This window comes from Halostagnicola alkaliphila (genome assembly GCF_055379965.1).
In genome coordinates this window covers 2,645,647-2,671,330 of the sequence record NZ_AP043826.1, presented here as the reverse complement: position 1 = coordinate 2,671,330, position 25,684 = coordinate 2,645,647, and the positions used below count along the sequence as shown (strand labels likewise).

32 protein-coding genes and 2 tRNA genes are annotated in these 25,684 nt (G+C 61.6%); 22 read left to right on the top strand and 12 right to left on the bottom strand.

All coding sequences use genetic code 11. The features are described 5' to 3' along the window. Window positions 1-11: 11 nt before the first annotated feature. The 5 genes from ACZ5C7_RS18575 to ACZ5C7_RS18555 form a co-directional block, all read right to left on the bottom strand. On the bottom strand, window positions 12-563 hold the full coding sequence (locus ACZ5C7_RS18575; protein ID WP_464377754.1) for a DUF6735 family protein: 552 nt from the start codon (window positions 561-563) through the stop codon (window positions 12-14). Window positions 564-704: 141 nt separating this feature from the next. Continuing rightward, a complete protein-coding gene (locus ACZ5C7_RS18570; protein ID WP_464377753.1) occupies window positions 705-1,178 on the bottom strand; it encodes an SRPBCC family protein in 474 nt (157 codons plus the stop codon). A 120-nt stretch (window positions 1,179-1,298) separates the two neighbouring features. Next, window positions 1,299-1,955: a DNA protection during starvation protein gene (gene dps / locus ACZ5C7_RS18565; protein ID WP_464377752.1), complete on the bottom strand. Its 657-nt coding sequence runs from the start codon at window positions 1,953-1,955 to the stop codon at window positions 1,299-1,301. Window positions 1,956-2,152: 197 nt separating this feature from the next. Then, complete coding sequence (locus ACZ5C7_RS18560; protein ID WP_464377751.1) at window positions 2,153-2,587, bottom strand: thiol-disulfide oxidoreductase DCC family protein; 435 nt, start codon at window positions 2,585-2,587, stop codon at window positions 2,153-2,155. A 38-nt stretch (window positions 2,588-2,625) separates the two neighbouring features. Next, window positions 2,626-3,000, bottom strand: coding sequence for a 2Fe-2S iron-sulfur cluster-binding protein (locus ACZ5C7_RS18555; RefSeq protein WP_464377750.1), 375 nt, complete (start codon window positions 2,998-3,000; stop codon window positions 2,626-2,628). 111 nt (window positions 3,001-3,111) lie between these two features. On the opposite strand from ACZ5C7_RS18555, the gene ACZ5C7_RS18550 reads away from it, so the two are divergent. The 3 genes from ACZ5C7_RS18550 to ACZ5C7_RS18540 all read left to right on the top strand — a co-directional run bounded on the left by ACZ5C7_RS18550 (window position 3,112) and on the right by ACZ5C7_RS18540 (window position 4,936). Beyond that, a complete protein-coding gene (locus ACZ5C7_RS18550) occupies window positions 3,112-3,912 on the top strand; it encodes an NAD-dependent epimerase/dehydratase family protein (RefSeq protein WP_464377749.1) in 801 nt (266 codons plus the stop codon). A gap of 107 nt (window positions 3,913-4,019) precedes the next feature. Beyond that, window positions 4,020-4,226, top strand: coding sequence for a DUF7535 family protein (locus ACZ5C7_RS18545; protein WP_464377748.1), 207 nt, complete (start codon window positions 4,020-4,022; stop codon window positions 4,224-4,226). Between the two features lie 131 nt (window positions 4,227-4,357). Next, window positions 4,358-4,936 (top strand): NAD(P)/FAD-dependent oxidoreductase, encoded by a 579-nt coding sequence (locus tag ACZ5C7_RS18540; protein WP_464377747.1) that lies wholly within the window; start codon window positions 4,358-4,360, stop codon window positions 4,934-4,936. A gap of 100 nt (window positions 4,937-5,036) precedes the next feature. On the opposite strand, the gene ACZ5C7_RS18535 is transcribed toward ACZ5C7_RS18540, so the two are convergent. Continuing rightward, window positions 5,037-5,276, bottom strand: a complete 240-nt coding sequence (locus ACZ5C7_RS18535; protein ID WP_464377746.1) for a hypothetical protein — start codon at window positions 5,274-5,276, stop codon at window positions 5,037-5,039. A 66-nt stretch (window positions 5,277-5,342) separates the two neighbouring features. Further along, window positions 5,343-6,047, bottom strand: a complete 705-nt coding sequence (locus tag ACZ5C7_RS18530) for a helix-turn-helix domain-containing protein (RefSeq protein ID WP_464377745.1) — start codon at window positions 6,045-6,047, stop codon at window positions 5,343-5,345. Between the two features lie 139 nt (window positions 6,048-6,186). On the opposite strand from ACZ5C7_RS18530, the gene moaA reads away from it, so the two are divergent. Next, window positions 6,187-7,218 (top strand): GTP 3',8-cyclase MoaA, encoded by a 1,032-nt coding sequence (moaA, locus tag ACZ5C7_RS18525; RefSeq protein ID WP_464377744.1) that lies wholly within the window; start codon window positions 6,187-6,189, stop codon window positions 7,216-7,218. 32 nt (window positions 7,219-7,250) lie between these two features. On the opposite strand, the gene ACZ5C7_RS18520 is transcribed toward moaA, so the two are convergent. The 3 genes from ACZ5C7_RS18520 to ACZ5C7_RS18510 are packed head-to-tail and all read right to left on the bottom strand — an operon-like array spanning window position 7,251 to window position 10,728. Further along, entirely contained in the window at window positions 7,251-7,784 is a 534-nt protein-coding gene (locus tag ACZ5C7_RS18520) for a DUF7519 family protein (protein ID WP_464377743.1), read from the bottom strand. Continuing rightward, entirely contained in the window at window positions 7,781-9,751 is a 1,971-nt protein-coding gene (locus tag ACZ5C7_RS18515; protein WP_464377742.1) for a DUF7269 family protein, read from the bottom strand. Before ACZ5C7_RS18515 ends, ACZ5C7_RS18520 begins: the two co-directional genes overlap by 4 nt. Next, window positions 9,748-10,728, bottom strand: coding sequence for a DUF4129 domain-containing protein (locus tag ACZ5C7_RS18510; protein ID WP_464377741.1), 981 nt, complete (start codon window positions 10,726-10,728; stop codon window positions 9,748-9,750). The genes ACZ5C7_RS18515 and ACZ5C7_RS18510 overlap by 4 nt, the downstream gene beginning before the upstream one ends. A 221-nt stretch (window positions 10,729-10,949) precedes the next feature. Between ACZ5C7_RS18510 and ACZ5C7_RS18505 the strand changes: the two genes are divergently transcribed. The 13 genes from ACZ5C7_RS18505 (at window position 10,950) to rpsB (ending at window position 17,191) form a co-directional block, all read left to right on the top strand. Then, window positions 10,950-11,032 (top strand) — tRNA-Ser (locus ACZ5C7_RS18505). A 71-nt stretch (window positions 11,033-11,103) separates the two neighbouring features. Next, window positions 11,104-11,628: a 30S ribosomal protein S13 gene (locus ACZ5C7_RS18500; RefSeq protein WP_464377740.1), complete on the top strand. Its 525-nt coding sequence runs from the start codon at window positions 11,104-11,106 to the stop codon at window positions 11,626-11,628. Continuing rightward, window positions 11,628-12,149 (top strand): 30S ribosomal protein S4, encoded by a 522-nt coding sequence (locus ACZ5C7_RS18495; RefSeq protein ID WP_464377739.1) that lies wholly within the window; start codon window positions 11,628-11,630, stop codon window positions 12,147-12,149. The genes ACZ5C7_RS18500 and ACZ5C7_RS18495 overlap by 1 nt, the downstream gene beginning before the upstream one ends. Before the next feature lies 1 nt (window position 12,150). Beyond that, complete coding sequence (locus ACZ5C7_RS18490; RefSeq protein WP_283835330.1) at window positions 12,151-12,537, top strand: 30S ribosomal protein S11; 387 nt, start codon at window positions 12,151-12,153, stop codon at window positions 12,535-12,537. A gap of 4 nt (window positions 12,538-12,541) precedes the next feature. Next, window positions 12,542-13,291, top strand: a complete 750-nt coding sequence (locus ACZ5C7_RS18485; RefSeq protein ID WP_464377738.1) for a DNA-directed RNA polymerase subunit D — start codon at window positions 12,542-12,544, stop codon at window positions 13,289-13,291. Between the two features lie 134 nt (window positions 13,292-13,425). Continuing rightward, window positions 13,426-13,510: transfer RNA gene (locus ACZ5C7_RS18480), tRNA-Leu, on the top strand. 59 nt (window positions 13,511-13,569) lie between these two features. After that, a complete protein-coding gene (locus ACZ5C7_RS18475; protein ID WP_464377737.1) occupies window positions 13,570-13,923 on the top strand; it encodes a 50S ribosomal protein L18e in 354 nt (117 codons plus the stop codon). Then, window positions 13,920-14,369: a 50S ribosomal protein L13 gene (locus ACZ5C7_RS18470; RefSeq protein WP_464377736.1), complete on the top strand. Its 450-nt coding sequence runs from the start codon at window positions 13,920-13,922 to the stop codon at window positions 14,367-14,369. Before ACZ5C7_RS18475 ends, ACZ5C7_RS18470 begins: the two co-directional genes overlap by 4 nt. Next, window positions 14,363-14,761 carry a 30S ribosomal protein S9 gene (locus ACZ5C7_RS18465; protein WP_464377735.1) on the top strand — a complete coding sequence of 133 codons (399 nt, stop codon included), beginning with the start codon at window positions 14,363-14,365 and terminating at the stop codon, window positions 14,759-14,761. The genes ACZ5C7_RS18470 and ACZ5C7_RS18465 overlap by 7 nt, the downstream gene beginning before the upstream one ends. A 12-nt stretch (window positions 14,762-14,773) precedes the next feature. Further along, a complete protein-coding gene (locus tag ACZ5C7_RS18460) occupies window positions 14,774-14,968 on the top strand; it encodes a DNA-directed RNA polymerase subunit N (protein WP_464377734.1) in 195 nt (64 codons plus the stop codon). Then, complete coding sequence (locus tag ACZ5C7_RS18455) at window positions 14,968-15,147, top strand: DNA-directed RNA polymerase subunit K (RefSeq protein WP_050050698.1); 180 nt, start codon at window positions 14,968-14,970, stop codon at window positions 15,145-15,147. Before ACZ5C7_RS18460 ends, ACZ5C7_RS18455 begins: the two co-directional genes overlap by 1 nt. Beyond that, window positions 15,144-16,400 (top strand): phosphopyruvate hydratase, encoded by a 1,257-nt coding sequence (gene eno, locus ACZ5C7_RS18450; protein WP_464377733.1) that lies wholly within the window; start codon window positions 15,144-15,146, stop codon window positions 16,398-16,400. Before ACZ5C7_RS18455 ends, eno begins: the two co-directional genes overlap by 4 nt. After that, the gene (gene rpsB, locus ACZ5C7_RS18445) at window positions 16,397-17,191 is read left to right on the top strand and encodes a 30S ribosomal protein S2 (protein WP_464377732.1); all 795 of its coding nucleotides are present in this window, start codon (window positions 16,397-16,399) and stop codon (window positions 17,189-17,191) included. Before eno ends, rpsB begins: the two co-directional genes overlap by 4 nt. A 144-nt stretch (window positions 17,192-17,335) precedes the next feature. Here the strand turns inward: rpsB and ACZ5C7_RS18440 are convergent, their stop codons facing one another. Continuing rightward, on the bottom strand, window positions 17,336-18,259 hold the full coding sequence (locus tag ACZ5C7_RS18440) for a thiamine-phosphate synthase family protein (protein WP_464377731.1): 924 nt from the start codon (window positions 18,257-18,259) through the stop codon (window positions 17,336-17,338). Window positions 18,260-18,375: 116 nt separating this feature from the next. Here ACZ5C7_RS18440 and ACZ5C7_RS18435 point away from each other — a divergent pair, with 116 nt between their 5' ends. The 3 genes from ACZ5C7_RS18435 to ACZ5C7_RS18425 all read left to right on the top strand — a co-directional run bounded on the left by ACZ5C7_RS18435 (window position 18,376) and on the right by ACZ5C7_RS18425 (window position 20,358). Beyond that, on the top strand, window positions 18,376-18,504 hold the full coding sequence (locus ACZ5C7_RS18435) for a hypothetical protein (RefSeq protein ID WP_464377730.1): 129 nt from the start codon (window positions 18,376-18,378) through the stop codon (window positions 18,502-18,504). A 118-nt stretch (window positions 18,505-18,622) separates the two neighbouring features. Continuing rightward, on the top strand, window positions 18,623-19,609 hold the full coding sequence (gene mvk / locus ACZ5C7_RS18430) for a mevalonate kinase (protein ID WP_464377729.1): 987 nt from the start codon (window positions 18,623-18,625) through the stop codon (window positions 19,607-19,609). Then, the gene (locus tag ACZ5C7_RS18425; protein WP_464377728.1) at window positions 19,606-20,358 is read left to right on the top strand and encodes an isopentenyl phosphate kinase; all 753 of its coding nucleotides are present in this window, start codon (window positions 19,606-19,608) and stop codon (window positions 20,356-20,358) included. The genes mvk and ACZ5C7_RS18425 overlap by 4 nt, the downstream gene beginning before the upstream one ends. 164 nt (window positions 20,359-20,522) lie before the next feature. Here the strand turns inward: ACZ5C7_RS18425 and ACZ5C7_RS18420 are convergent, their stop codons facing one another. Then, window positions 20,523-22,844, bottom strand: coding sequence for an amino acid permease (locus tag ACZ5C7_RS18420; RefSeq protein WP_464377727.1), 2,322 nt, complete (start codon window positions 22,842-22,844; stop codon window positions 20,523-20,525). 413 nt (window positions 22,845-23,257) lie between these two features. Here ACZ5C7_RS18420 and ACZ5C7_RS18415 point away from each other — a divergent pair, with 413 nt between their 5' ends. Continuing rightward, window positions 23,258-24,607, top strand: a complete 1,350-nt coding sequence (locus ACZ5C7_RS18415; RefSeq protein ID WP_464377726.1) for an RNase J family beta-CASP ribonuclease — start codon at window positions 23,258-23,260, stop codon at window positions 24,605-24,607. Window position 24,608: 1 nt separating this feature from the next. Further along, window positions 24,609-25,658, top strand: coding sequence for a geranylfarnesyl diphosphate synthase (idsA3, locus tag ACZ5C7_RS18410; protein WP_464377725.1), 1,050 nt, complete (start codon window positions 24,609-24,611; stop codon window positions 25,656-25,658). The last annotated feature ends 26 nt before the right edge of the window (window positions 25,659-25,684 follow it).

The window sequence follows — 25,684 nt, the reverse complement described above, 5'->3', positions numbered from 1 at the left end:
GCCGTTTCGTGTCACCATTCGTCTTCGTCGAGCCACTGGTCCGGCGTCGGAGTGTACCCCTCGTCGTCGGCTTCTCCGTCGGTTCCGTGATAGGTGTAGACGTGGCCGTCTTTCTCTTCGGCGATTCGGGCCTCGAGATACGACTGGGCCGCTCGCCTCGAGAGCGCTCCCATCTCGATGATATCTGCCAGGACGGTCTTCGTGGCGCGAAACCAGCGTACCGTCTCGTCATCCGACGCGCCGGGCGTGAGTTCGATGATTGCTCCCCGTCCTTTTTGCCGACCGTCGCCCCACTCGAGCCAGCAGACGCGGTAGGATTTGACGTCGAACTCCGTGGAGACGAGATACAGGGCCTCGTGCGTGCAGGGATCAAGGTAATTGGTGAGGACGCGATCGAGCGCGACCGAATCGGATAGAAGCGACGAATCGACTGCTCCGGAGCCCAGCGGCGTGTCGGCGTCGATTCGGTCCGCCAACTCGAGGTCGGCCGCCCCCCAGTGACTGTACCGGAGGTCGTAGAGGTGATCGGGACGCCGGTAGGCGACGAGCGCTCTATGACCCATTCGTCTCCTGGAGACACAGGTGGTCGATTCCGATACAGACGGACAACGATAAGTGGGGGCTCATCACCCGGTTTGGCCCCCCTCCCCTATTTGAATGTCGGGGTCACATCGGGTTCCAATCGCCGGGTTGTAACGGTCAGTTCATGTCCCGGCTGTCGAACTTCGCTGACGCTCGACGGAGAGTCGACACTCTGCGCGTTCTTTGATCGCGCGATTCATCTCTCTAAACCCGCGTTCGATGCGCTTCTCGTTGAGGAGAAACGGAACGAGTGCCCCGCGAAACGTTTCCCGTTGGAGAAATCGAGTCCGTTGTTCGTCTTCACCGACGGGCTCGAGATGGAACTCGTGGTAGCCGTCGAACACGAACGGGACGAGGAGTCGACCGCGCCACGCGAGTCGTCTGTTCGGTTCGACGGCGAGGATTTCGGGCGAAAACGTCATTACTCGAGAGTCCGGCGGCCGGATCGTGACCTCGAGTCGCTCGCCTTCGACGGGGAGTCCAGTTATCGAACGGACGAACGGGTTCCACTCCGGATACGCGTCGAACTCGAGAAGGATCTCCCAGACGACCTCGGGCGGGGCGTCGATCTCTTCGAACGCCTCTATATTGAACATGCTGTAGGCTAGCACCCAGCAAGGTATGCGCCTGTCGCCTAGCAACGACTGCGAGAGTCAGCCGAGTGCTCGAGCGGGGCAGTCAGCCGATTGTCGAGCGGGGAGTAGGTTGGGGCGACGTTAGGCGCTGTCGTTGAACCGGCGGTTCGTCGAAAGCGGGGCGTCACCCGGCTCTCCGCGGACGAAGTGGCCGGCCGGGTTGATCTCGCCGTCGCGTTCCATCGAGAGCAGTTCGACGAACCAGGCCTCGTGTTCGATCTCTTCTTGAAGGATTCGCTGGGCCATGTCGTAGGTTCGCGGGTCGACGCCATGGGTCATATCACAGATCTCCGACCAGGTCCTGATCGCACACCGCTCGGCCTCGAGCAGTACCTCGAGGATCGATTCGGCGGTCAGTTCGTCGAGTTCGAACCCTTCCGTTTCGTAGGGAACCGGCATCTCGGCGTCGGGACAGGACGCTCGGTCGGCGAAGTCCCGAATATCGTTCGGGAGCGAGCCGCCGAGTTCGTACACCCGAGGGGCGACCAGTTCGAAGTGCGCGCGGTCCTCGAGACGTGCGTCCTCGGTGATCTCCTTGTAGTCTTCGTGGCCCGCGAGGTGCATCCGGAGGTTCGTGTAGTAGTAGTACGTAGTGAACTCGGCCCCGATTGCGTCGAGAAGTTTCTCCCGAAGCTCCTCGGGATCGAGCCCCCGCTCGCGGAGCACGGCCATCCCGACCCGCTCGCTCGTGTCCCCTGCATCTACGTCTCCCGCAGCGTGTGGTTTGTCGTCGGACATGTCACGGACCCCTGCCACTAGCCGCTACTTAGATATGTTTGTTAATTGGAACACTGGTAAGTCAGTGTTCTTGATCGAACGCGGCGAAGATTCGTCGCCGCGGTTCTCGAGGTGGCGACACCTAACAAGCGGCATTGTATCCCGGTGAGCCGCATTGTCCCCCTGCTGAGCCGCATCTTCCCCAGTGAGGGGCGTCGCTATCCGCTCGGAATGTGAGTCCGATTTCCGTTCGCCGCTAGTTCGTCGAACGACATCGTCGCCGCTTCCGTTAGCGGATACTCGCCGTGATAGGGATCGACATCGCGGTCGAGTCCCGAACCGGTCCGAATCGCGTCGGCGAACCGTTCGTAATTCTCGTCGACGATATCTTGGACCAAGACGGGCATGCCGGCGCGGTGGCAGAGTTCGTTGGCCGCGGCTCGACCCGCCCAGATCGTCTCTGCGTCGCCATCGACGAAAAACAGGGCGAACGGAGTGTCCTCGAACTGCGCCTCGAGAAACGCCTGCGCAGTCGGATCGTCCCATGGGACGACGCCGACGGACTCGAGTTGACGCATCGCCGTGGCGGCCGCCGAGCAGAACGGACAGTCGCCGTCGTAGAGGAGGATGCCGGTGATCGTGGGTTCTGACATGGTACGTGAGTTCTGGTGATGATTCGGACGCGGTCGTCTCACCCGAGCTTCGACCGGCCCGGCGGCTTGTCGTGTTCGGCGCGGTGTCTCAGGAATTCGTCGTACTGTTCGACCTCGAGAACGACGTTCGATCTGGGCTGTGCGACGCAGGTAAGGACGAACCCGGCATCGTCGTCGTTTTGATAGTAGCGCTTCGCATTGCTGTGATCGACCTCGCCCTCGAGGAGTTTTGCCGCGCAGGTGATACACCACCCCTGCTGGCAGTCGGCGGACAACCAGATGCCGGCCGACCGGGCGGCGGCGAGGATCGATTGGTCTTCCCGAACCTCGAGCGTGCGGGACTCGCCCGCGGCGTCGAGATCGGCCGCGTCCGGGATTCGAAGTTCGACCGTCCAGATCGTGGGTTCGGTCACGAGTACTGTTTATGACCGGGACGAGAGCAAAATGCCTGTTGCTGGAATCGGCAGATCGTTCCCAGCATACGCCAACCCGTCCTCTTTTGCGGTGGCGGGCGTCGCTGCTTTATGACAGATATTGCAATTACGGGTGCGTCGGGACGCGTCGGCAGAGAAGCACTGCAGGCGTTTCCGGACGAATCACTGACGTTGTTCTCCCACAGCGAAACGGAGGACCTCGAGACGACGCCGCTCGAGATCGAAGACCGATCGGCGTTCGTCGACACCCTCGCAGGCCAGGACGTGTTGGTCCACCTCGCCGCGAACCCGGACCCGCGGGCCGAGTGGGACGACGTTTCGGGGCCCAATATCGAGGGACTTTACAACGCCTACGAAGCCGCAGTAGAGAACGATCTCGAGCGCGTCGTCTTCGCGAGTTCGAACCACGCGGTCAACATGCGAAATACCGTCTCGCCGATCCGTCCGGAATCGACCGTCGGAAATCCGACTATCGTCCGACCGGACGACCCGCCGGACCCGGACACCTACTACGGAGTAACGAAAGTCTTCGGCGAGGCGATGGGCGATTACTACGCCGCACGGGAGGGGATCGACGTCGTCCACCTCCGCATCGGGTGGCTCCTCACCCGCGAGGAGCTTCGCGAAGAATGCGACGAACGCGACGGCGCCGGCGAACGGTACGCCCGCGCGATGTGGTTGAGCCCCGAGGACTGCAGGCGAGTGATTCACCAGGCGGCGACGAGCGCGCTCTCCGAGTCGCCGGTGGTGGCCCACGGAATCTCGCAGAACGCGGATCGGTTCCTGTCGCTGTCCGAGACGCTGATGAGCCTCGAGTATCGCCCGCAGGACGATTCGAGCGACGTACTCGACGGGGACGGATCGGGACGAGAGGGGCTCGAGACGGGATAGTAAGCGGTTGCAACGACACCCAATCCGAACCTATTCCCTGACAACGACGACCGCGAGTGCTCGCTGGCTTCGAAAGGGGGATTACGGTGGAGTTCCAACTGTCACATATGTCCACCGACGTATCCGAATCGACGGGATACACATCGAACTTCGAGATGTCGGCTCTCGGGTATATCGTCGCAATCTTGATCGCTATTTTGCTGTTACCACTGCTCCCGGTTGCCGTCCTCGGGTATATCTTATACCGCGTGTTCAGCTCGAGCGACGGCGAACCGACTCGACGCGGTTGGAAACCGGATTACGGCGGTCCGTAAGGCGATTTCTGGTCGTCCGATCGCCCGCCGAATCGTCGGAATACCCTCTTTCTCCCGACCCGTCCCCATGCGGCAGGCTGTGGTGGTGACGCCAACAGCTAACCGCGATGAGGCCTGTAGTAGCAACTGCTATGACAGACGTAATCGTCGTCGGCGGCGGTCCCGCCGGCCTGAGTGCGGCACTGTTCACGCAAAAAAACGGTCTCGAAACGACCGTCTTCGACACCGACGCGACGTGGATGCACAAGGCGCACCTGTTCAACTACCTCGGAATCGGGTCGGAGGACGGGACGGCGTTCATGAAGACCGCCCGCCGGCAGGTCGATAGTTTCGGCGTGGAGCTTCGACAGGGCGAGGAAGTGACCGACGTGTCCGAGGCCGACGACGGATTCGTCGTCGAGACCGAAGCCGAAGCGTTCGAGTCCGACTACGTTGTGCTCGCGACGGGTGCGAACCGCGACCTCGCCTCCTCGCTCGGCGTCGAGTTCGACGGCGACGTCGTCGACGTCGATATCACAATGGAGACGAGCGTCGACGACGCCTACGCGACGGGGGCCATGGGCCGACCCGAGGAGTGGCAGGCGGTAATCTCCGCGGGCGACGGCGCTGCGGCCGCGTTGAACATCCTTTCGAAAGAGAAGGGCGAAAACTTCCACGACTTCGACGTGCCAGCAGACGCCGACGCAACCTTCGATTCGATGGCCGAATAACGGACGGCGATCGACACTACCGGAACTGCCGTGTTGGCCGCCGAATCGGTTCCCGCTGACGGTCGAGCCAATTCGGACTGTCCAGACGTGTTCGATGCGGTCACTGTATTCTGAAGGGATTATCGTCTTCGTCGTCACCGTCGCTCGAGCCCGCACTCGCACTTTCCGAGTCGTCGGTATCGTACGGTTTCCGCGCCGTGAGCGTGATCGTCGCTTCGGGATCGTTCGAATCTTCCCACGGGCTGTCGTAGGCCGAGAGTTCGACGTCGGTGACGTCCCATCCTCGCTCGCTTAGCAGGGCCACGAGTTCGCGCTGATCCTCGAGCATATCCTCGTCCATACTGCCTCGTTCGGTCCGTTCGATGGTATGTCTTGTGTCGAGGGACTCTCCCACTGCACTTTCTCGCTAGTTGGCTGCATCGGGTTCGATGCCCTCGACGTTCTCTGACTCGTCCTCTTCGTGGCCGATCGTTACCGCCTCTTCGACGAGCGACCGATGCGCGCGTCGAAGCCGCTCGGACAAGGCCTGGTGCGAGATGCCGAGATCGTTCGAGAGAGATTCCATATCGACGTTCCGGGGAATTTCGTAGTAGCCGCCCTCGAGCGCCGCGACGAGCGTTTCGTACTGGGCGTCCGTTAGCCCGTATCTCCCCTTTCGGCCCTCGTCTAACTGATGAATCTTCTGGATATCCAGCGAGAACCCCTGGTCGGTCGCGAATTCGTAGGTGTTCGCCAACGAGTCGCGTTCGGGAAAGAGCACCCGAAACTGCCACCATCGCCCCTCGCTTGCGGCCTGTAAGATCGTTGCTTTTTCTTCGGTGAGGATATGGACGATCACCGTTACGTCGTCGATCCAGTTGAGTCGATACAGCTGTTCGTCCCCGAGATCCGTCAGCAGATCGGTTTCGTCGACGCTCGAGTCCTCCTCGAGCAATTCATCGATGTTCGACATCGACGATTCGCTCCCGGAGATCCAGACGTAGGGCATGACGTGATCGGGCCCGTGAGCGACGACGCGCTCGATTTCGACCGAGACGTCGTCGACCGATTCGAGCGTCTCGCGGAGCGCGAATTCGTCGGCAGGAACCGTTAGTTCCGCAATCGTACTCATGCAGTGAACTACAACGACCACACTCAAGAAGGACTCCCCTGGCGAACGGTCGCCGTTTTTTGAAACGCGAAACCGATTGTGGTTACATCCTCCGGAGTTTCCCGGCGTCTTTAAGCGGATCCGTCTGCAAGAGGTGACTATGCTCACCGACGAGTTCGGACGCGACGTAACTGGGGTTCGCGTTTCACTCACCGATCGGTGTAATTTCGACTGTGTCTACTGTCACAACGAGGGGCTGGGCGATACCCGTGGGCCGATGGATCCACAGGACGACGAGATGGGGACCGACGACGTGGTTCGGTTTCTCGAAGTCGCCGAGGAGTTCGACGTAGACGCGGTAAAGTTCACCGGCGGCGAACCGATGCTTCGCCAGGACCTCGAGGAAATAATCTCCCGGACGCCCGATTCGATGGAAGTCTCGCTGACGACCAACGGCACGTTTCTTCCCGGCCGCGCGCCCGACCTCGTCGACGCGGGACTCGAACGGGTCAACGTTTCCCAGGACGCGCTCGATCCGGACGACTTCGCCGCGGTCACTAAGAGCGGAGCCTACGACAAGGTCCTCGAGGGTGTCGACGCGGCGCTCGAGGCCGGACTGGACCCGGTCAAGCTCAACATGGTCGTCTTCGAACACACGGCGGGGTACGTCCCCGAGATGGTCGACCACGTCGCCGAAAACGAAGGCCTTCAGCTCCAACTCATCGAGTACATGCCTGAACTGACCGGCAAGCCGGAGTGGGCGATCGACATCGAGCGCGTCCACGGCTGGCTCGAAGAGCAGGCTGACGAGATCGAACACCGAGAGATGCACGACCGAAAACGCTACTGGATTAGCAACGAGGACTCGGGCGACGGGAGCGCAAGTTCATCCGGACACGGCCGGGGAATGGTCGAAATCGTCGACCCCGTCGAGAACCCGACGTTTTGTGCGAACTGTCATCGAGTACGGGTGACCCACGAGGGGTATCTCAAGGGCTGTCTCAATCGCAACGACGACCTCAAGCCGATGGGCGAAATGTCCAAACCCGAAATCCGCGACGCCTTTCACGACGTCGTCGACAGTCGAGTTCCCTACTACGGCGAGTACATGGTCAAAAACGACGACGGACACTGGGTCGTCAACGAGAAGTACTTGGACGACGGTCCAGACGTGTCAACTGCAAGTGATTAGCTGAATCGCCGTCGAACCCGCTTCCTGCGAAGCTATCGATTTCTTCCCTTCCAGTCGTTTCGCCGGCGACTCGAGCTAAGCGCCACGACGAGAAACGCCGCCGTCAGGACCAACAAGACGACGCCGGCGACGGGTTGGCCGTCGGATGCGAAGACGTAGACCCCGTAGCCGAGCGTCGCCGCCACGAGGCCGATCAGGAGACTCGAGACGATATGAACGCCCTCGAGTCGTCTCGTTTCGGCGTCCCGACCGAGTTGCTCGCCCAGATCCGCGGCGTCCTGGCCGAGATCCCAGGCGAGAACGGCACCGATGGTTGCGAGAACGGTCAATTCGACCGACTCACCCTGTAATCCGCTGACGACGACGCCGGCAAAGATCGTTAGCGAGCCGATATCGATAGCATCGCGACCACCTCGTGCGAGCCCGAACGCGAGGACGGCCAATCCGAGGAACCCGACGACGAGTCCGTACACCGATCCGATACCGGCGGCCAGCACCGCGACGACCGCACCGCTGACCGCGACCGATCCGGAGAGCGTCGTGGGCCGGCGAGTGAGTTCGTTCACAGCCGACCACTCGCTCGCGTTCGCGCGAACACCTCGTCGATCGTTTCCTCGGAACTCCAGTCGACGACGGGGATGCCCGCCCGCTGGAGGTCGAACCGTCTGATGCGCCTGCCGACTCGAGCCAGTTGCTGGGCGGTCGTCCGCTCCGCCGTCGGATCCGGTGAGACGACGGTCACCGGATGTCCGTGTGCCTCGAGTCGCTGGGCGATTTTGAGGCTTTCCGGATCACACAGCGGCGAGAACAGGATGACCTGCGTTTCCGAGGAAAACCGTCGAAGAAGCGTTTGAAGCTGACCGTACCAGTTCGCCCCTCGTTCCGGCGGAACGGTCGAGAACTGCGGATGCGATGCGAGCAACTGTTCGAATCGAACTCGGTGGTGGCGTCCCGCTCCCGGTGCCAGCCAGCACGGATCGTGCCTCGAGGAACCGTCCGTTTTCGTCGAAGTGGTAGAACCCAATGCAGCGAGTCCGACGGTGTCCCCGTTCTCCAGCAACGTCGCCGCCGTCCGTCCCGCCGCGGCAACCGATCGATCGACGGCGTGTCGTTCGTCGGGCGTCGGTGCGAGGTAGGACTCTTGTCGCGTATCGAGCAGAATAACGACCCTGGCCGCTCGCTCTTCGTGGAACTCGAGTGTCGCCAATTCCCCCGTCCGTGCGTGTCGATTCCAGTCGATCCGATTGAGCGGGTCGTTTCGGCGGTACTCCCTGACGGAGTGGAAGGTGGTCCCGGACCCGCCATCGGCCGTCTGGAGGCGACCGGGAAACGACGCCGCCGTCGTGCGAAGTGGGACCCCGGATGCGATGGAACGCATTGCGGGGTTCGAAGCGATCGTCGTTTCACACTCGACGTAGAACTCGCGTTCGACTGATCGGGAGAGATCGCGGGTCAGCACGAGCGCGGGGTCGAACTCGTGCGTCCCACGGCGGGCGGTAACGGTGTACTCCAGGGTAACCGATTCGCTCGGGCGCAACGAGGTCCCGATCCGCGCCGGTCCGTCGGTGACGGTGAGGCCCGCCGGAACGCCGTCGACAAGTCTGATGTCCGGAAGCAACCGGCCGCTCTCGTTTGTCACCGTGAGCTCGACGTCGATCTCGTCGCCCGGCTCCGGCTCTTCCGTTTCGAGCGTCCGCTCGAGATCGATTTGGGGAGCCGGCGGTTCGAACGCACGGGAAAAGCCCGCGTAGCCGACGCCGACGACGCCGGCGAGGACGGTGGCAGGGGACTCTGCCAGAACGCCGATACCGACCGCAAAGAGGGCAACAGCGCCGACGCCGGTCCAGTACTCGGTCGATCGTCGACGGGACTGTTCGGTTCCCGTTACCCGTTTCGCCGTCGTTCGTGGGCTTCGCTCGTTCTCGTCGGCATCGGATCGTTCGTATTTCGGGAGTGAATCCGGGATTGCGCGATCCGATTCCGTCCCGTGCCCGATAGCGGCGATGCTCGCACCAGCCCGGCGGATACCGACCCGGAACATCGTGTCCCGATCCAACGCGGCCGCGAGTCGTTTCCGAAGCGGACGCGACGGTCGGTCGACCGACTCGGAGAGGAAGGCGGCCGCCTGTTGGTCGGCCGTCCACTCGCCGGTGTCAAGCTGGGTCGTCGCCTCCTCGACGGAGTGGCCCTCGAACCGCGTGAGAACTGCAACGACTCCCCCGCGGAGCCCGTCGACGAACCGCCGGCTCATGACCGTGTAGTCTCCCGTCGCCTGACGGAACTGCCCGATCGTTTCTCTGATCGAGGTTCCCGGCGCCGGGACGTGATACGTCTGTTCGGGGTCCGGCGTTCCGGTTTGTTCTCTGACACCGCGTCGACGAGAGAGCGCGGAGAGTCCGCCGAGCAACAGTCCACAGCCGACGACGATGAGCGCCCCCTGACCGATATCGATGCTGTAGACTCCAGTGAGAACGATCAACGCGCCGAGGAACGTGAGGACGCCGAGTGCGAGCCAGCCGGTTCGAACGCTCATCTGTGCTCGCCCCCGGACTCCGTCTCGGTCGCCCCGGCGCCCCCGTTCGAATGCTCGCTCGAGGTTCCATCTCCGGCGTACTCCGTTTCGATCTGTCGGAGGACCGAGACGGCACGCGCTTCCATCTCGTCGGTCGTCTCCGCGCCACCGTACCGGACGTCTTCGAACAACCGGGTGAGATCCTCGACGTGATGTCGGGCTAACCCTGCATCAATCGCAGCATCCGCGAACTCCCGCGGCGTGCTCGTTTCCGGACGGTCGACCTCGAGAAGCCCGGTCATCTCCTCCCACGCGCGGAAGACTTCATTATCCACGTCGTCCTCGTCGGTCGCTTCGATTCGCGTCGCCGCTCGCCCGGCCGCTTCGGCGACGGCCGCCTGTTCGGCGTCGTCTTCCGCCTCGAATGTCTCCATCTCGGCGGCAAGATCGTCCTCGTCGGATTGGCGATTCGTAAGGACGAGTGCCCCGACGAAGATGGCAGTGATAACTCCCAACACGCCGAGCAAGGGCGCGATAGAGATCGGCGAAGCGTCGCCGTCCCCTTCCCCTTCACCGGGATCGCCGCCTTCTTCGAGTGGTTCTTCGGCTGTTCCGTTGGGAAACTCCACGTTCGGTTCCGGACCGAACTCGATAAACAGCCAGACCAGTACGACCAGAACGATGCACGATGCGACGACAACGACGGCCAATCGGAGGAACTCTCGCCGGTGGACGAGTAAATACCAGGCAAGTGCGATCGCGATAACGACCAACAACGCGTAGACGAGGTACTCGAAAAATTGCGGAACACCCTCTCCGCCCACATCCGGCTCCGGCGGTGGTTCGGTTCCGGTTCCTGTTCCGGGTCCGCTTCCGCCGCCGGAGCCACCGGACCCGCCGGTTTCGATGGGAGACCGGACAGTGGCAGCGGCCAGCCCGATCGCGACGATGGCGACGAGCGCGGCACCGATTCGAAGGGCGAGATCGTTTCGGGACACCAGTTACTGCGCCTTTCGGGTCAACCACAATAAGTTCAATCGGTTCACATCAGTGTCGGATCGATCGATTTCTGCGGCTGAACAAGAACTCGCCTCGAGCGGTCGAGTCCCTCCGGCAGTTCCTTTCGTTGCCCTTAAGTACCCGACGAGGGTACCAACCAATGCGATACGTGTAGGGGACGAGTCCCCGAGTCCGGAAGGGCGAAGATACAAGACACGGTGTCGTGGTAGCCAAGCGGCCCAAGGCGCATGGTTGCTAACCATGTGGCGTCAAGCCTCCGGGGTTCAAATCCCCGCCACGACGTCGGACACACATCACTGACGCGCTTGCGTCAGTCCGCAGTACGCGCACGAAAGACAGAGATAACACGACATATGAGCGAGGAAGAACCACAAGAACAAGAGGACGATGAAGATCTTCAGTACTTCGTCCGCATCGGTCAGGCCGACCTCGACGGGACGAAATCCGTCGAACGGTCCCTGTCCGAACTGAACGGTGTCGGTCGACGGACCGCCCGTATCATCGCGGAGGAAGCCGAGGTCGACCGGACAGCAACCTTCGGTCGACTCGACGAAGATGTCATCGAAGAGGTCGTCGAACTCGTCGAAAACTACGCCGAACAAGTCCCTGAGTGGCTCACGAACCGCCAGCGCGACTTCTACACCGGCGAAACGACACACGAGATCGGCAACGACCTCCAGTTGACTCGACAGCAAGATATCAACCGGATGAAGATGATCGACTCCTACAAGGGCTCTCGTCACAAGCGGGGCCAGAAGGTTCGCGGTCAGCGCACCAAGTCCACGGGTCGTACCGAAGGGACGATCGGAGTCAACGTCGAAGAGATCCGAGAAGAGCAGGCAGAGGAAGCTGCCGCTGCCGAGGAGGATGACGAATAATGCCACTCGGAATCAACACCAAAAACTACGAAACGCCGAACCACCCGTATCAGGGCGAGCGCATCGCGAGCGAACACTCGCTGCTCGACCGCTACGGACTGGCAAACAAAGAAGAACTCTGGCGCGCACAGTCCCAGCTTCGCTCCTATCGGCGCGAGGCTCGTGACCTACTCGCCCAGTCTGCAGATGACGAAGCCGTCGCCCGCCGTACCGAGGAGTTCCTCGGTCGGCTCACCCGCGTCGGCTACCTCGACGAAGCGGACGAGCTCGGTGACATCCTCTCGTTGGAAATCGAAGATGTCCTCGAGCGTCGCCTGCAAACGCTCGTCTACCGAAACGGGCTGGCGAACACGCCACAGCAGGCGCGCCAGTTCATCGGTCACGGTCACGTGAAGGTCGGCCCTCGCCGACACACGGTGCCGTCTTATGTCGTCGACATCGACGAAGAGGACGACATCGAGTTCGACGAGAACAGTCCACTCGCGGACGAACTGCATCCGGAACGAGCGGAGGAACAATAACATGGCAGACGACGAAAAATGGGGCGTTGCCCACGTACACGCATCGTTCAACAACACCATTATGACCGTGACCGACCTCACGGGCGCGGAGACGATCGCGAAATCCTCCGGTGGGACCGCGGTCAAGCAAAACCGCGACGAAGCGTCGCCGTACGCGGCCATGCAGATGGCCGAAGGAGTGGCCGAAGAGGTCAAAGCCGCCGGCATCACGGGCCTTCACGTTCGCGTTCGTGGCCCAGGTGGCAACTTGCAGAAGTCTCCCGGTCCTGGCGCACAGGCGACGATTCGGGCGCTCGCCCGATCCGGAATCGAGATCGGCCGCATCGAAGACGTCACGCCGATTCCACACGACGGATCGCGCGCACCGAAAGGCAAAGGCGGTTACTAAACCCATGACAGAAGAGTACGACGTCGAGTTCGTCGAAACCGGGGATCGAAAAGCCCGATTCCTCGTTCGCGGGGTCACCCCCGCGTTCGCAAACGGCCTCCGTCGAGCGATGGTTGCCGACGTGCCGACGATGGCTATCGACGAAGTGCGGTTCATCGAGAACTCGTCGGTGATGTTCGACGAACAGATCGCACTTCGACTCGGGCTCGTCCCGCTGACGACCCCGCCAGAAGGCGAGTTCGTCGACGACGACACCGTCACGCTCTCGATCGACGTCGAAGGGCCAAGGACCGCATACTCGGGCGATCTCGTCTCGAGTGACAGCCTCGTCCAACCGGCCGAGGACAACGTCCCGATCATCGACCTCAAAGACGACCAGCGTCTCGAGGCCGAAGCCGATGCCATCGTCGAACGCGGGAAAGACCACGCCAAACATCAGGGCGGCGTGGCGGTCGGCTACCGACATCTCCAGCGCGTGGAAGTCGATGGCGACCTCCCCGAGTTCGAGGACGAACGATCTCAGATCGTTCGCGGCGTGATCGAAGACGACGGCGAGTTGGTCCCGACGAGCGAGTTCGACGACGATCTGTCCAACCGATATCCCGGCAAGGAAGTCACCGTCGAAGACGTGCCGAACGCCTTCGTCTTCCACGTCGAGACCGACGGATCGTTCACCGTCGACGAACTCGTCATGCGAGCCGTCGAGTCGCTCGAGGTTCGCGCGACGCAACTCGAAGAAGCAGTACAGCTATAATCAACGGATGACACTACCCCAACTCCCTCACACCCAGACGATGGCCGCCGACGCCGTACGCTACGAGAGCGGCGCGCCTGTAGTCACTCGAATCGAAAAGGGTTTGAAGGGGCGAGGGGTAGACGGAAGTGCGGGCAGGGATAGCCAAGTCAGGCCAACGGCGCAGCGTTCAGGGCGCTGTCTCGTAGGAGTCCGCAGGTTCAAATCCTGCTCCCTGCATCACTTCTTTGAGACTCTCACGTCGAGAGTCACGGCTTTGCAGTATTTGGAGGACACCAATGAGTAGTAAAACCAATCCGAGGCTCAACGATCTTATCGCCGAGCTGAAGTCCGCCTCGCGTAGCGCGGACGCAGATGTCTGGCGTGATATCGCGGATCGTCTCGAGAAACCCCGACGGAGTCACGCGGAAGTGAACCTGGGGCGCATCGAACGATACGCACGAGAAGAAGAGACAGTCGTCGTTCCCGGCAAGGTGCTGGGTTCGGGCGCACTGCAGAAAAACGTCACCGTCGCCGCCGTCGACTTCTCGTCGTCGGCAGAGACGAAGATCGACCAGGTCGGCGAGCCAGTATCGCTCGAGCAAGTGCTCGAAGAAAACCCAGAAGGAAGCAATGTCCGGGTGATTGCATGAGCTACGCAGAGTTCGATGCAGACGTCGTCGTTGACGCCCGAGACTGTATCCTCGGTCGCGTCGCCAGTCAGGTCGCACAGCGTGCACTTGACGGCGAGACCGTCGCCGTGGTCAACGCCGAAGATGCGGTCATTACCGGCGGCAAAGAGGATGTCTTCGACAACTACCGGACGCGGACCCAGCTCAGTTCGGATAAGGATCCATCGTACCCACGTCGTCCGGACATGATCTTCAAGCGATCCATCCGAGGGATGTTGCCGCACAAGAAGCCGCGCGGTCGCGAGGCGTTCGAAAGCGTTCGCGTCTACGTCGGCAACCCCTACGAACACAACGACGATCACGAGGCGGAGATTCTCGAGGATACGTCGCTTGACCGACTCTCGAACATCCGCTTCGTTCACCTTCACGAAGTCGCAGAACAGTTAGGTGCTAACGTCACATGGTAACGAACACAAGTGGTAAAAAGAAGACTGCCGTCGCTCGCGCAACCGTACAGGACGGCGAAGGTCGTGTCAGAATCAACTCCCAGCCGGTCGAGCTGGTCGAGCCGGAGATGTCACGGCTCAAAATGCTCGAGCCGTTCCGTATCGCCGGTGACGACCTCCGAGGTGGGGTCGACATCGACGTTCGCGTCGAGGGTGGCGGAATCAGCGGACAGGCCGACGCCGTCCGCACCGCCATCGCACGCGGTATCGTCCAGCACTCGAACGATGCCGAACTTCGCGATGCGTACCTGGAGTTCGATCGATCGTTGCTCGTCAACGACGTTCGACAGTCCGAACCCAAAAAGTGGGGCGGCCCGGGCGCTCGGGCCCGCTACCAGAAATCGTACCGCTAAGGTGATTCAGATATGATGGTACCGGTCCGGTGTTTCACGTGTGGTAACGTCGTCGCCGAACACTGGGAAGAATTCGACGAGCGAGCCAACGAAGGAGACGAAGATCCCGAAGCAGTGCTGGACGAACTCGAGGTCGAGCGCTACTGCTGTCGGCGCATGCTCGTCTCCCACCGTGACCTCGTCGACGTCGTCTCACCATACCAGTAATGCAACAGCAACACCATAACCGATACGAGAAGGCACGAATTCTCGGCGCTCGAGCCCTGCAGGTGTCCTACGGTGCGCCCGTTCTGATCGACACCGACCAGACCGAGCCGATTCTCGTCGCCGCCGAAGAGTACGACGCCGATGCACTGCCGTTTACGGTCAAACGAGGGAAGCAATGACGCTGATCACCGACGTTCGGCTCCGCCGGATCCTCGACTCGCGGGGCAACCCGACTGTCGAGGCTGACGTGCTAACCGAAAGCGGCGGATTCGGCCGTGCTGCAGCTCCGTCGGGAGCGAGTACGGGCGAGTATGAGGCGATCGAACGGCCAGCCAGTGAGGCGATCGCAGCAGCACGGGAACATGCTGTTCCACGGCTCGTCGGTGAAACCTACGCAGGCAACCAACGAGAGGTCGACGGTGCACTCCGCGCCGCGGACGGCACCGACGACTTCTCGAAGATCGGTGCCAACAGCGCCGTCGCCATCTCGATGGCCGCGGCGAAAGCGGGTGCCGACGTGCTTGGTGCCCCACTGTTCCAGCATCTCGGTGGAACGTTCCGCGGACAGAACTTCCCGATTCCGCTCGGTAATGTCGTCGGCGGCGGCGAACACGCCGCCGACGCGACGGACATTCAGGAGTTCCTGTCGGCACCCGTCGGCGCGCCGAGCGTCGCAGATGCCGTCTTCGCGAACGCGGCCGTCCACGAGAAGGTCGCGGATCTCCTCGCAGAACGCGGCGTCGCTTGCGGAAAAGGCGACGAAGGCGCGTGGGCACCGTCGATCGACGACGACGAAGCGTTCGAACTCGTCGACAAAGCCGTCTCAGCCGTTTCCGAGGAGGTCGGCTTCGAGATCGGCTTCGGGCTCGACGTTGCCGCCGCGGAGATGTATGACGAGGACGAGGGCGTCTACGAGTACAGCGATACGACCTGTAATACGGACGAACAGATCGAATACATCGCGACGCTCGTCGACAAATACGATCTCGTCTACGTCGAAGATCCCCTCGACGAGAACGACTACGACGCGTTTGCGGAGTTAACTGACCGAGTCGGCAGCGCGGCGCGTAACGCCGCGGATAGTGCGAGCGGGCAGGGCCCGCGAGCAAACAGAACGCTCGTCTGCGGTGACGATCTGTTCGTCACCAACACCGAGCGACTCGCAACCGGGATCGATCGCGGCGCGGCAAACAGCATCCTGATCAAGCCGAACCAGATCGGGACGCTCACCGACGCCTTCGACGCGATCGAACTCGCGACCGAGCACGGCTACGATTCGGTCGTCTCCCACCGGTCGGGAGAGACCGAAGACACGACGATCGCACACCTCGCCGTCGCGACCGATGCCCCGTTCATCAAGACGGGTGCCGTCGGCGGCGAGCGAACCGCAAAGCTCAACGAGCTAATCAGAATCGCAGACGACGCGACATGACTGAAAACGACGCACAACAGGAAGGGCTCGACGCTGCCGAAGACGAGATCGACGAGGAGCCAGCCGAAGGGGCTGGCCCCGCCGCCGATCCCGCCGACGACGTCGAGCCAGTAGACGAACAGCCCGCTGACGCCGACGAATCGGCCGAGGCTGAATCAACCGAGGAAGACGCAGGACCAACCCTCGACGACGACGTGATGTCGGACGAGGAAGCGGATCTGCTCATCCCCGTCGAGGACTATCTCGGTGCCGGTGTCCACATCGGTACCCAGCAAAAGACCGCGGACATGGAGCGGTTCATCCACCGCGTCCGAACCGACGGGCTCTACGTCCTCGACGTCTCGAAGACCGACGGCCGCATCCGAACGGCCGCGGAATTCCTCTCGAACTACGACGCCGAGCAGGTGCTGGTCACCTCGAGTCGCCAGTACGGTCGGTTCCCGGCGGAGAAGTTCGCCGAAGCCGTCGGCGCTCGAGCGCGAACGGGTCGGTTTATTCCGGGAACGCTCACCAATCCGAAGTACGACGGCTACATCGAACCCGACGTCGTCGTCGTTACTGACCCGATCGGTGACGCCCAGGCCGTCAAGGAGGCCATCACCGTCGGGATTCCCGTCATCGCAATGTGTGACTCGAACAACCAGACCAGTAACGTCGACCTCGTCGTTCCGACGAACAACAAGGGCCGAAAGGCGCTCTCGGTCGTCTACTGGTTGCTCGCGAACGAAGTCCTCGACAAACGCGGTGCCGAACCGTCGTACTCTCTCGAGGACTTCGAGAGTATGGTCTAAGGTAGCACGAATTTTCTCGTTTCTGTAACTCGTCGAAGTCGGTACTTTTTCGAAAGAGCTGCGGTGCCCACTCGTCGCTGTGTGATTCGAGTGGTGACCGAAGGGTGGGCAGAGAGAGTTTGAACTGTCGTCCAGTATCGATAGTTAGCTCGAGGCAATCTCGACCAGTTCCTGGACGCGTTCGGCAGCATCCGAGGCCGTCGCTCCGAACACGAACGTGATCGGTTCGATGCCGAACGCGCCGCGGTGATACACGACGCGGGGAACGCCATCGGTCTCATCGAAGCGTGTCTCGAGGCGATCCGCGCGGTCTTCGTAACTGGCGTCGAACTCGAGGGAGTCGTAGCCGAGCGCCGTTGCAGCCTCGAGTAGACTGTCGTTGGTCGCGATATTGATCGCGCCGCGTGTTTCCGGGTCGACCGTGCTCGCAGCCAGAAGGGCCGTTGCAACGTGGCTCGAGGCCCCAAACTCGGGATTGGCGGGAACCTCGACGCGGCCGCTCATCGAGTAAATTCGGCCGGGAATCGCGGCGACGTCGGTTTCGTCGCCCGCATCCGGTAGCGCCATCCCGACGTTGGTTCCGACGTTCGGCACGTATTCGGCCATCCCGGGAATCGTCGCGAGCGTGCGTGCGGCCGACCGGACGTTCGCGAGCACGTCGCGTTCGGCTCGAACGTCCGTATCGAGTCCCCGAACGCAGAGATCGCAGCCGAGTCCCTGTAGTTCGGGCATCTCCTCCTCGTGGAGTTCGCAGATTGGGCCCCGATCCTCGAGTCGTTGGACGAGCGCGAGCAGTTCAGCGAGGGCGTCGTAGCCGTCCATCTCCTCGCTGTGGATCCCCTCCGCAAGCCGATCGACCGTCGCTACCGTGTCCGGATCGGTTCGGAAGCGTTCGTCTCCGTTCGCTTCTCCGGCGACGTACTTGCTGATCGCAGCCTGCGTAACGCTGAGGTTGGCGGCGATCTCTTTTTGAGTCATCCCGCGTTCGGACAGCCGTGTCGCGAGCATCGCTCGGACGGTCGGGAGGAATCGGTCGACGACGAGTTCGCTCGGCAGGACCAGCGACATTTGCTCGAGGGTAGTGGCGACAGTGCCATAAGTTCGACTACACCGCTTGGGACCTGTGATGCCGTCGATGGGACGGGCAGCGAAAGACATACCTACCGAGAAGAGACAGTACGCGTATGAGAGAGTACCTCTTCACCTTCGAGAAAGAGCGGATGCCGCCAGCCGTCATACTGGCGACGGGCGTCCTGTTCGCAATCTTCGCGATCGGAATCGCGTATCAGCTCCTGGCTGCACTGATTCTCTAACGCTGGTACCAGACGATAGCGCCGAGCTAGCAACAGTCGAAACCGTTCGGCGTGCGGATCAGTTGCAGGGGGCTTCCAGAGGACAGGTATTAAGCCGAGACACGCGAATCTGTCGGTAATGGCACTCTCGAGCGCTCCCGGCAAGGTGTATTTATTCGGGGAGCACGCAGTCGTCTACGGTGAACCTGCAGTACCGTGTGCGATCGAGCAACGGGCGCGAGTCGGCGTCGAACGGCGAGACGACGAGAAGATTCGGGTCGAAGCGGAGGATCTCAGCCTCGACGGGTTCACCGTCGAGTACAGCGACGAGAACGGTGAGGATCCCGACATCGACGTTTCCGAGTCGTTGCTCGCGGCGGCGACGGGATACGTCGACGAAGCGATTTCGCAGGTGCGGTCCGTGACCGGCCACGACGAAGTCGGCTTCGACGTCACGATCGAGAGCGACATTCCGCTCGGAGCCGGTCTTGGCTCGTCGGCCGCGGTCGCCGTCGCCGCGATCGACGCGGGAACGCGAGAGCTCGGCACGACGCTCGAGATCGAGGAAGTCGCGGAACGGGCGTTCCAGACCGAGTACGTGGTCCAAGAGGGGCAAGCCTCGCGGGCGGATACGTTCTGTTCGGCGACCGGCGGTGCGGTCCGCGTCGAAGGCGACGACTGTCGTACGATCGATGCACCGGATCTCCCCATCGTGATCGGGTTCGACGGCGGTGCGGGGGATACGGGAAAGCTCGTTTCCGACGTTCGTGACCTGCGTGAAGAGTACGAGTTCGCGTCGGACACCGTCGACTCGATCGGGAATATCGTTCGAAACGGCGAACAAGCGCTCGAGAACGGAGATATCGAGGAACTCGGTCGGCTGATGAATTTTAATCACGGACTGCTTTCGGCGCTGGGCGTCTCCTCGCGCTCGCTCGATGCGATGGTCTGGGCGGCGCGGGATGCCGACGCCTCCGGCGCGAAACTGACCGGCTCGGGCGGCGGCGGCTGTATCGTCGCGCTCGATCCCACCGACGCGACCGAAACGGCGTTGAAGTTCACGCCCGGTTGCGAAGACGCGTTTCGTGCGGAACTTGCCGACGACGGGGTGTGCCGGTTAGAATGAGCGCCACGATTTTGAAACTCGGCGGGAGCGTCATCACCGACAAGGATCGCGCCGAAACGCTCGACGGACCGGCGCTCGAGCGATCGGCGGCTTCGGTCGCATCGGCGCTGTCCGACGGCTCGCTCGAGGGCGGCCTCGTCATCGTCCACGGGGGCGGCAGTTTCGGCCACCATCACGCGAGCGAGCACGGCGTCACGACGACCGAGGGAACGGCCGAGATCGGACCGGCAATGGATATTCACGGCGCAATGGAAACGCTGAATCAGTTCGTCCTCTCTCGGCTGCACGAACAGGATGTTCCGGCGATCCCGGTGCACCCGTTTTCTGTGGCTCATCGCGACGAATCCGGAACGCTTCACCTGCCGATCGGACAGATCGAAACGATGCTCGAGGAGGGATTCGTTCCCGTGCTCTACGGAGATCTCGTCGCAAACGCCGGTGCGGGAGCGACGATCGTCAGCGGCGACGAACTGGTTACAGAACTGGCTCAGGCGCTCGAGGCAAACAGCGTCGGCCTCTGTTCGACCGTTCCCGGCGTCCTCGACGATGACGAGGAGGTCGTCGATCGAATCACGTCGTTCGAGGATGTCGACTCGGTTCTCGGGGAAAGCGAGTCGACGGACGTCACCGGCGGCATGGCAGGAAAGGTACGGACACTGCTCGAGCTCGATGTCCCGGCCTCGATTTTCGGACTGGAGTCGATCGACGCGTTCCTTACCGGCGAAGCTGTTGGAACGAGCATCGAATAACACGTCCTGACTCGTTCGTCCTGCACTCGCGTTTCGTAGACTTGTTTCTCAGATGCGGTCGACGAGAACCGACGATCGCTTAGTACCGTTCCAAGCGTCGACTGACGAGTGAAATCGGGAACACGCCATCGATTTCACCCATCAGTTCAGGCTTGGACCGCCACTCAGTCGAACAGAACTCGATCGAGGATTGGTCGAAGGAACGATCCACGTCGAGTCTCTTTCGAGTGAACTCGGAGGACGGGCGCGTCGAGCGAGGCGGCGATTCGGTCGGATCGCTGTTCGACGAGCAGGTCCGGGAGCCGTCTGTGCGTAACCGTGCTCAACATGACGACGTCGGCGGTCTCGAGCTCCGATTGGAGGCCTTCGACGGCGTCGTCAGCGCGAACGATCGTCGATTCGACGGGAACGGTACAGAGGTCGTCGAGCTGGTCGTGATACTCCTCGACCGTCTCGAGTAGCTCCTCCGGAGCGTCCTCCCCGACGGGGTAGACGAATCGGATGCTCGCTCCGACGGAGTTGGCCATCGCGTCGGCGAGTTCGACCTTGAGCGGATCGTTGAACGGGCTCCGATCGGTGACGATAGCGATTTCGGAGACGTCGACGGGCTCCTCGTGTTGGACGAACACCACGTCACACGGGGCGTGTTCCATGATCCAGTCGGTGTCCCGGCCGAACAGCGTCCCGAGTCGGCTCGTCGGCTCTTCCCGTGCGAGGACCAGATCGGCGTCGGTCCGCTCCGCGAAGTTGACGACAGCGTGGCGCGTGTCGTGGCTGACGATTTCGCCGACTTCGACCGGTGCCTCGAGGTACCGGACGAGTTCGTCGGTTCGCTCTTCGAACTCGACATCCCCTTCGGTGAGCTCCGAGGCGGCCGTATCGAGCGGGACCTGATCCGGAACCTCGTCGAATCGAACCACGCGAATGCGTCCGCCGCGGCGATTGACGATCGGCGCAGCGGCGTTGATCAGCGCGTCCTCCTGCTCGCGCGTGACGTCCTGTCGAATCGGGATGAGGACCTCGTATCGGTCGTCGGCCTCGAGTTGTTCCTCGGTGTCCCGGACGAACTGTTTCCCGGCTTCGCGCCGAGCGAGGCCCTTCGCGACACCCTCGCGTTCGACGCGGCTCTCGGCGTACACCTTGAACCAGACGAAGCCGAAGATGACGATTCCGATCGTTCCGAGGATCTCCTGGGGATCCATCTGCGTGATGATGAAGACCCCCGAGACGATCCCGAACAACTGCACCCAGGGATAGCCGGGCGTGAAGAAGTCCGGATCGTACCACTCGAGGTCGCGTTCGCGGAACGCGATCAGCGCGCCGCAGACGAGAATGTAGACAAGAATCTGGAACGCGCCGGCCATCTTGGCGATCTCGTCGACGTCCTGAGTCGCGACGATGAAGATGATGAACGCACCCGTCGAGAGGATGGCAATAAAGGGCGTGTTGAATCGGGGGTGGATGTACTCGAACTTCTGGAGGAAGAGGTTGTCACGACTGAGCGCGAGCGGATACCTCGAGGCGGTAAGGATGCCTGCGTTGGCGGTGCTGACGAGCGCGAGGAGGGCAGCTAAGACAATCGCGATAACCGCGGCCCAGCCGACCGGGAACTCCCCACCGATCGCCGGAATCGTAGCGGTGAGACCGCCGAAGAGAATCTCCGTCGCTTCGGCCATGGGTTCTTCGGTTCCTTGCAACGCTTCTCCTTCGACGACGCCGACCAGAACGAACACGATCAGAGCGTAGAGAAAACTCGTCGCGATCAGCGAGATGAGGAGGCCGAGCGGGAGGTTTCGACCCGGATTCTCGATCTCTTCGGCGACGGCCGCGACTTTCGTCACGCCGGCATAGGAGACCAACACGAGAGCGGTCGCGCTGAGAACGCCCTCCTGATCGTCACCGGGCCAGAACGGGTCGTAGTTGGCGGCCTCGACGCTCGTGATCGCGGTGATAACGAACCCAGAGAGGATCACGAGCATAACAATTACCATGATCAACTGGAGTCCGCCCGTTTGTTTGACACCGACGAGGTTGACGGCGATGAGCAAAATCGCAAACGTGATCCCGAGGGCTCGAACACCCGGAATCGTCAGGACGAACTCGAGTCCGGGGAGCGCGAGTTCCCAGGTCGGGAGTTGATAGACGAAATTGATGTAGAACATGCCGCCGTAGAGAGCTAACGATCCTTTCAACATGAGCATGAGCCAGGTCCCTAGGCCCGCGATGGTCCCGACGGCTGGACCCATTCCCCGTTCGATAAAAACGTAGTCACCTCCCGCTTCCGGCATCGCCGTCCCGAGTTCGGCGATACTGAGCGCCGCCGGGACGACGAGTATCGCCGCGATGATGAACGCCAGGATAACGGCCGGTCCCGCCTCCGCCATCGCGATGCCGGGCAGGATGAAGATACCACTGCCGATCATCGCGCCCATACTGATTGCGATGACGGCAAAAAGTCCGAGGTCCCGCTCGAGGTCTTTCGTCATTAGATACGGGGACGTTTCGGACGGTGGGTTAGAAAAGTTCGGATTTCGGAATTGAGTGTTTGGAGAACGTCGGCGGAAGTACGATCGAGTAACTAATTTCGAGAAAAGTTAGACAAACATTGGGTTCTTCTGGGGACGGGCTGGCTCGAGAGTGACAGCTCACGGCTGTCGGCGTTTCGAGCACGCTTGTTTCTAACCCACTGCGTTTTTAACACCCGGGCGTGTACACCCAAACAGCGAAACCCGCGGGCAAGTGCGTTCGCGTCTCACAGCGGTGCTGTGAGTCGGATGGAGGAAATAACCTCCGCGAGCGCATAGCGGGATGGCCGACGAGCTGTAAGACGCCGGGGCCGACGAAAAGGGGTCCGCGGACCGTTTCGATGAGAGTCCACACGACTTTCAGTGCTACAATCATGGAAATCGAAATTGCAACTATTGGCGGTTACGAAGAAGTCGGACGGCAGATGACTGCCGTTCGCGCAGGGAACGACGTCGTCATCTTCGACATGGGCCTGAACCTCTCGAAGGTTCTCATCCACGACAACGTCGAGACCGAACGGATGCACAGCCTCGACCTGATCGACATGGGTGCGATTCCCGACGACCGGATCATGTCCGAACTCGAGGGCGACGTTCAAGCGATCGTCCCGACTCACGGTCACTTAGACCACATCGGTGCGATCTCGAAACTCGCACACCGATACAACGCGCCGGTCGTTGCGTCGCCGTTTACGATCGAACTGGTCAAACAACAGATCGAAGGCGAGCAGAAGTTCGGCGTCGAGAACGACCTCGTGAAGATGAGCGCCGGCGAGACGATGACCATCGGCGACGGTGGCGTCGAACTCGAGTTCGTCAACGTCACCCACTCGATCATCGACGCGATCAACCCGGTCCTCCACACGCCCGAAGGCGCGATCGTCTACGGACTCGACAAACGGATGGACCACTCGCCCGTCGTCGGCGACCCGATCGACATGAAGCGGTTCCGAGAGATCGGTCGCGAGGACGAAGGCGTCCTCTGTTATATCGAGGACTGTACCAACGCGAACAAGAAGGGACGGACGCCGTCGGAAAACGTCGCTCGCGAACACCTGCGGGACGTCCTCTACAGCATGGAGGATTACGACGGCGGCATCGTCGCAACGACGTTCTCGAGTCACATTTCACGTGTCACGAGCCTCGTCGAATTCGCCAAGGACATCGGCCGTCAGCCGGTCCTGCTCGGCCGCTCGATGGAGAAGTATTCGGGGACCGCGGAACGACTCGACTTCGTCGACTTCCCGGACGACCTCGGGATGTTCGGTCACCGAAAGTCCGTCGATCGAACCTTCAAACGAATTATGAACGAGGGTAAAGAGAACTTCCTTCCCGTCGTCACCGGCCACCAGGGCGAGCCACGCGCGATGCTCACCCGGATGGCCCGCGGCGAGACGCCGTACGAACTAGACGGCGGCGACAAGGTCGTGTTCTCCGCTCGCGTTATTCCGGAACCGACCAACGAAGGACAGCGCTACCAGGCCGAACGCCTGCTTGGCATGCAGGGCGCTCGGATCTACGACGACATCCACGTTTCCGGTCACCTGAACCAGGAGGGCCACTACACGATGCTCGACGCGCTCCAGCCACAGAACATCATCCCCGCCCACCAGAATCTCAAAGGGCTGTCGGGATACGTCGACCTTTGCCAGAGCGAGGGCTACAAACTCGGTCGAGATCTCCACGTCTCGAGCAACGGGAACCTCATCCAGCTAGTCGATTGATATGACCACTTCAGAGGCGAGAGAACAAGCCGTGCTCGAGGGGATTCGCAAGCGACGCGAACAGGTCAACGAGGCAGTTCCCGACGAACTACCGGTTCAACGCCCCGAACGACTCTACGAAGCATCCCGGTACCTGATCGATGCGGGTGGCAAGCGACTCCGTCCCGCGGTCTTGCTGATCACTGCGGAGGCGCTCGCAGATGTCGACCCCCTCTCGACACCGTACCGGGAGTTCCCGACGCTGACGAACGGTGTCGTCGATATGATGGCAGCCGCCGTGAGCGTCGAAGTGATTCAGTCGTTCACCCTGATCCACGACGATATCATGGACGACGACGACCTCCGACGCGGGGTCCCGGCGGTCCATAAGGAGTACGACGTCGAGACGGCGATCCTTGCCGGCGATACGCTGTACTCGAAAGCGTTCGAGATCATGCTCGAGGCGGGTGCCGAGCCGGACCGAACCGTCGAAGCGCTCGATATACTCGCGACGACCTGTACGAAGATCTGCGAGGGTCAGTCACTCGACGTGACCTTCGAGCAACGCGAAGACGTGACGCCCGAAGAGTACCTCGAGATGGTCGAGCATAAGACCGCAGTGCTGTACGCCGCTTCGGCGTGTCTTCCGGCCGTGCTAATGGGTGCTAACGAGGAAGCCGTCGACGCTCTGTATGGCTACGGACTGGACATCGGTCGGGCGTTTCAGATTCAAGACGACGTGCTTGACCTCACCGTTCCGAGCGACAAACTCGGCAAACAGCGAGGAAGCGACCTCGTCGAAAACAAACAGACGCTCATCACCGTCCACGCCCGCGAACAGGGTGTCGACATCGAAGGGCTGGTCGATACGGTGACAGTCGAGAACGTGACCGAAGCGGAAATCGACGAAGCGGTCGCCGAGCTCGAAGACGTCGGTTCAATCTCGTACGCGAACGAAACGGCCAGAGATCTCGTCGAACAGGGAAAGAACCGGCTGGAAGTACTGCCGGACAACGAGGCGCGCGAGCAGTTGTGTGACCTCGCCGATTACCTGATCGAGCGCGGCTACTAACGCGTCGGCCTTTTTGCGAGCTATTC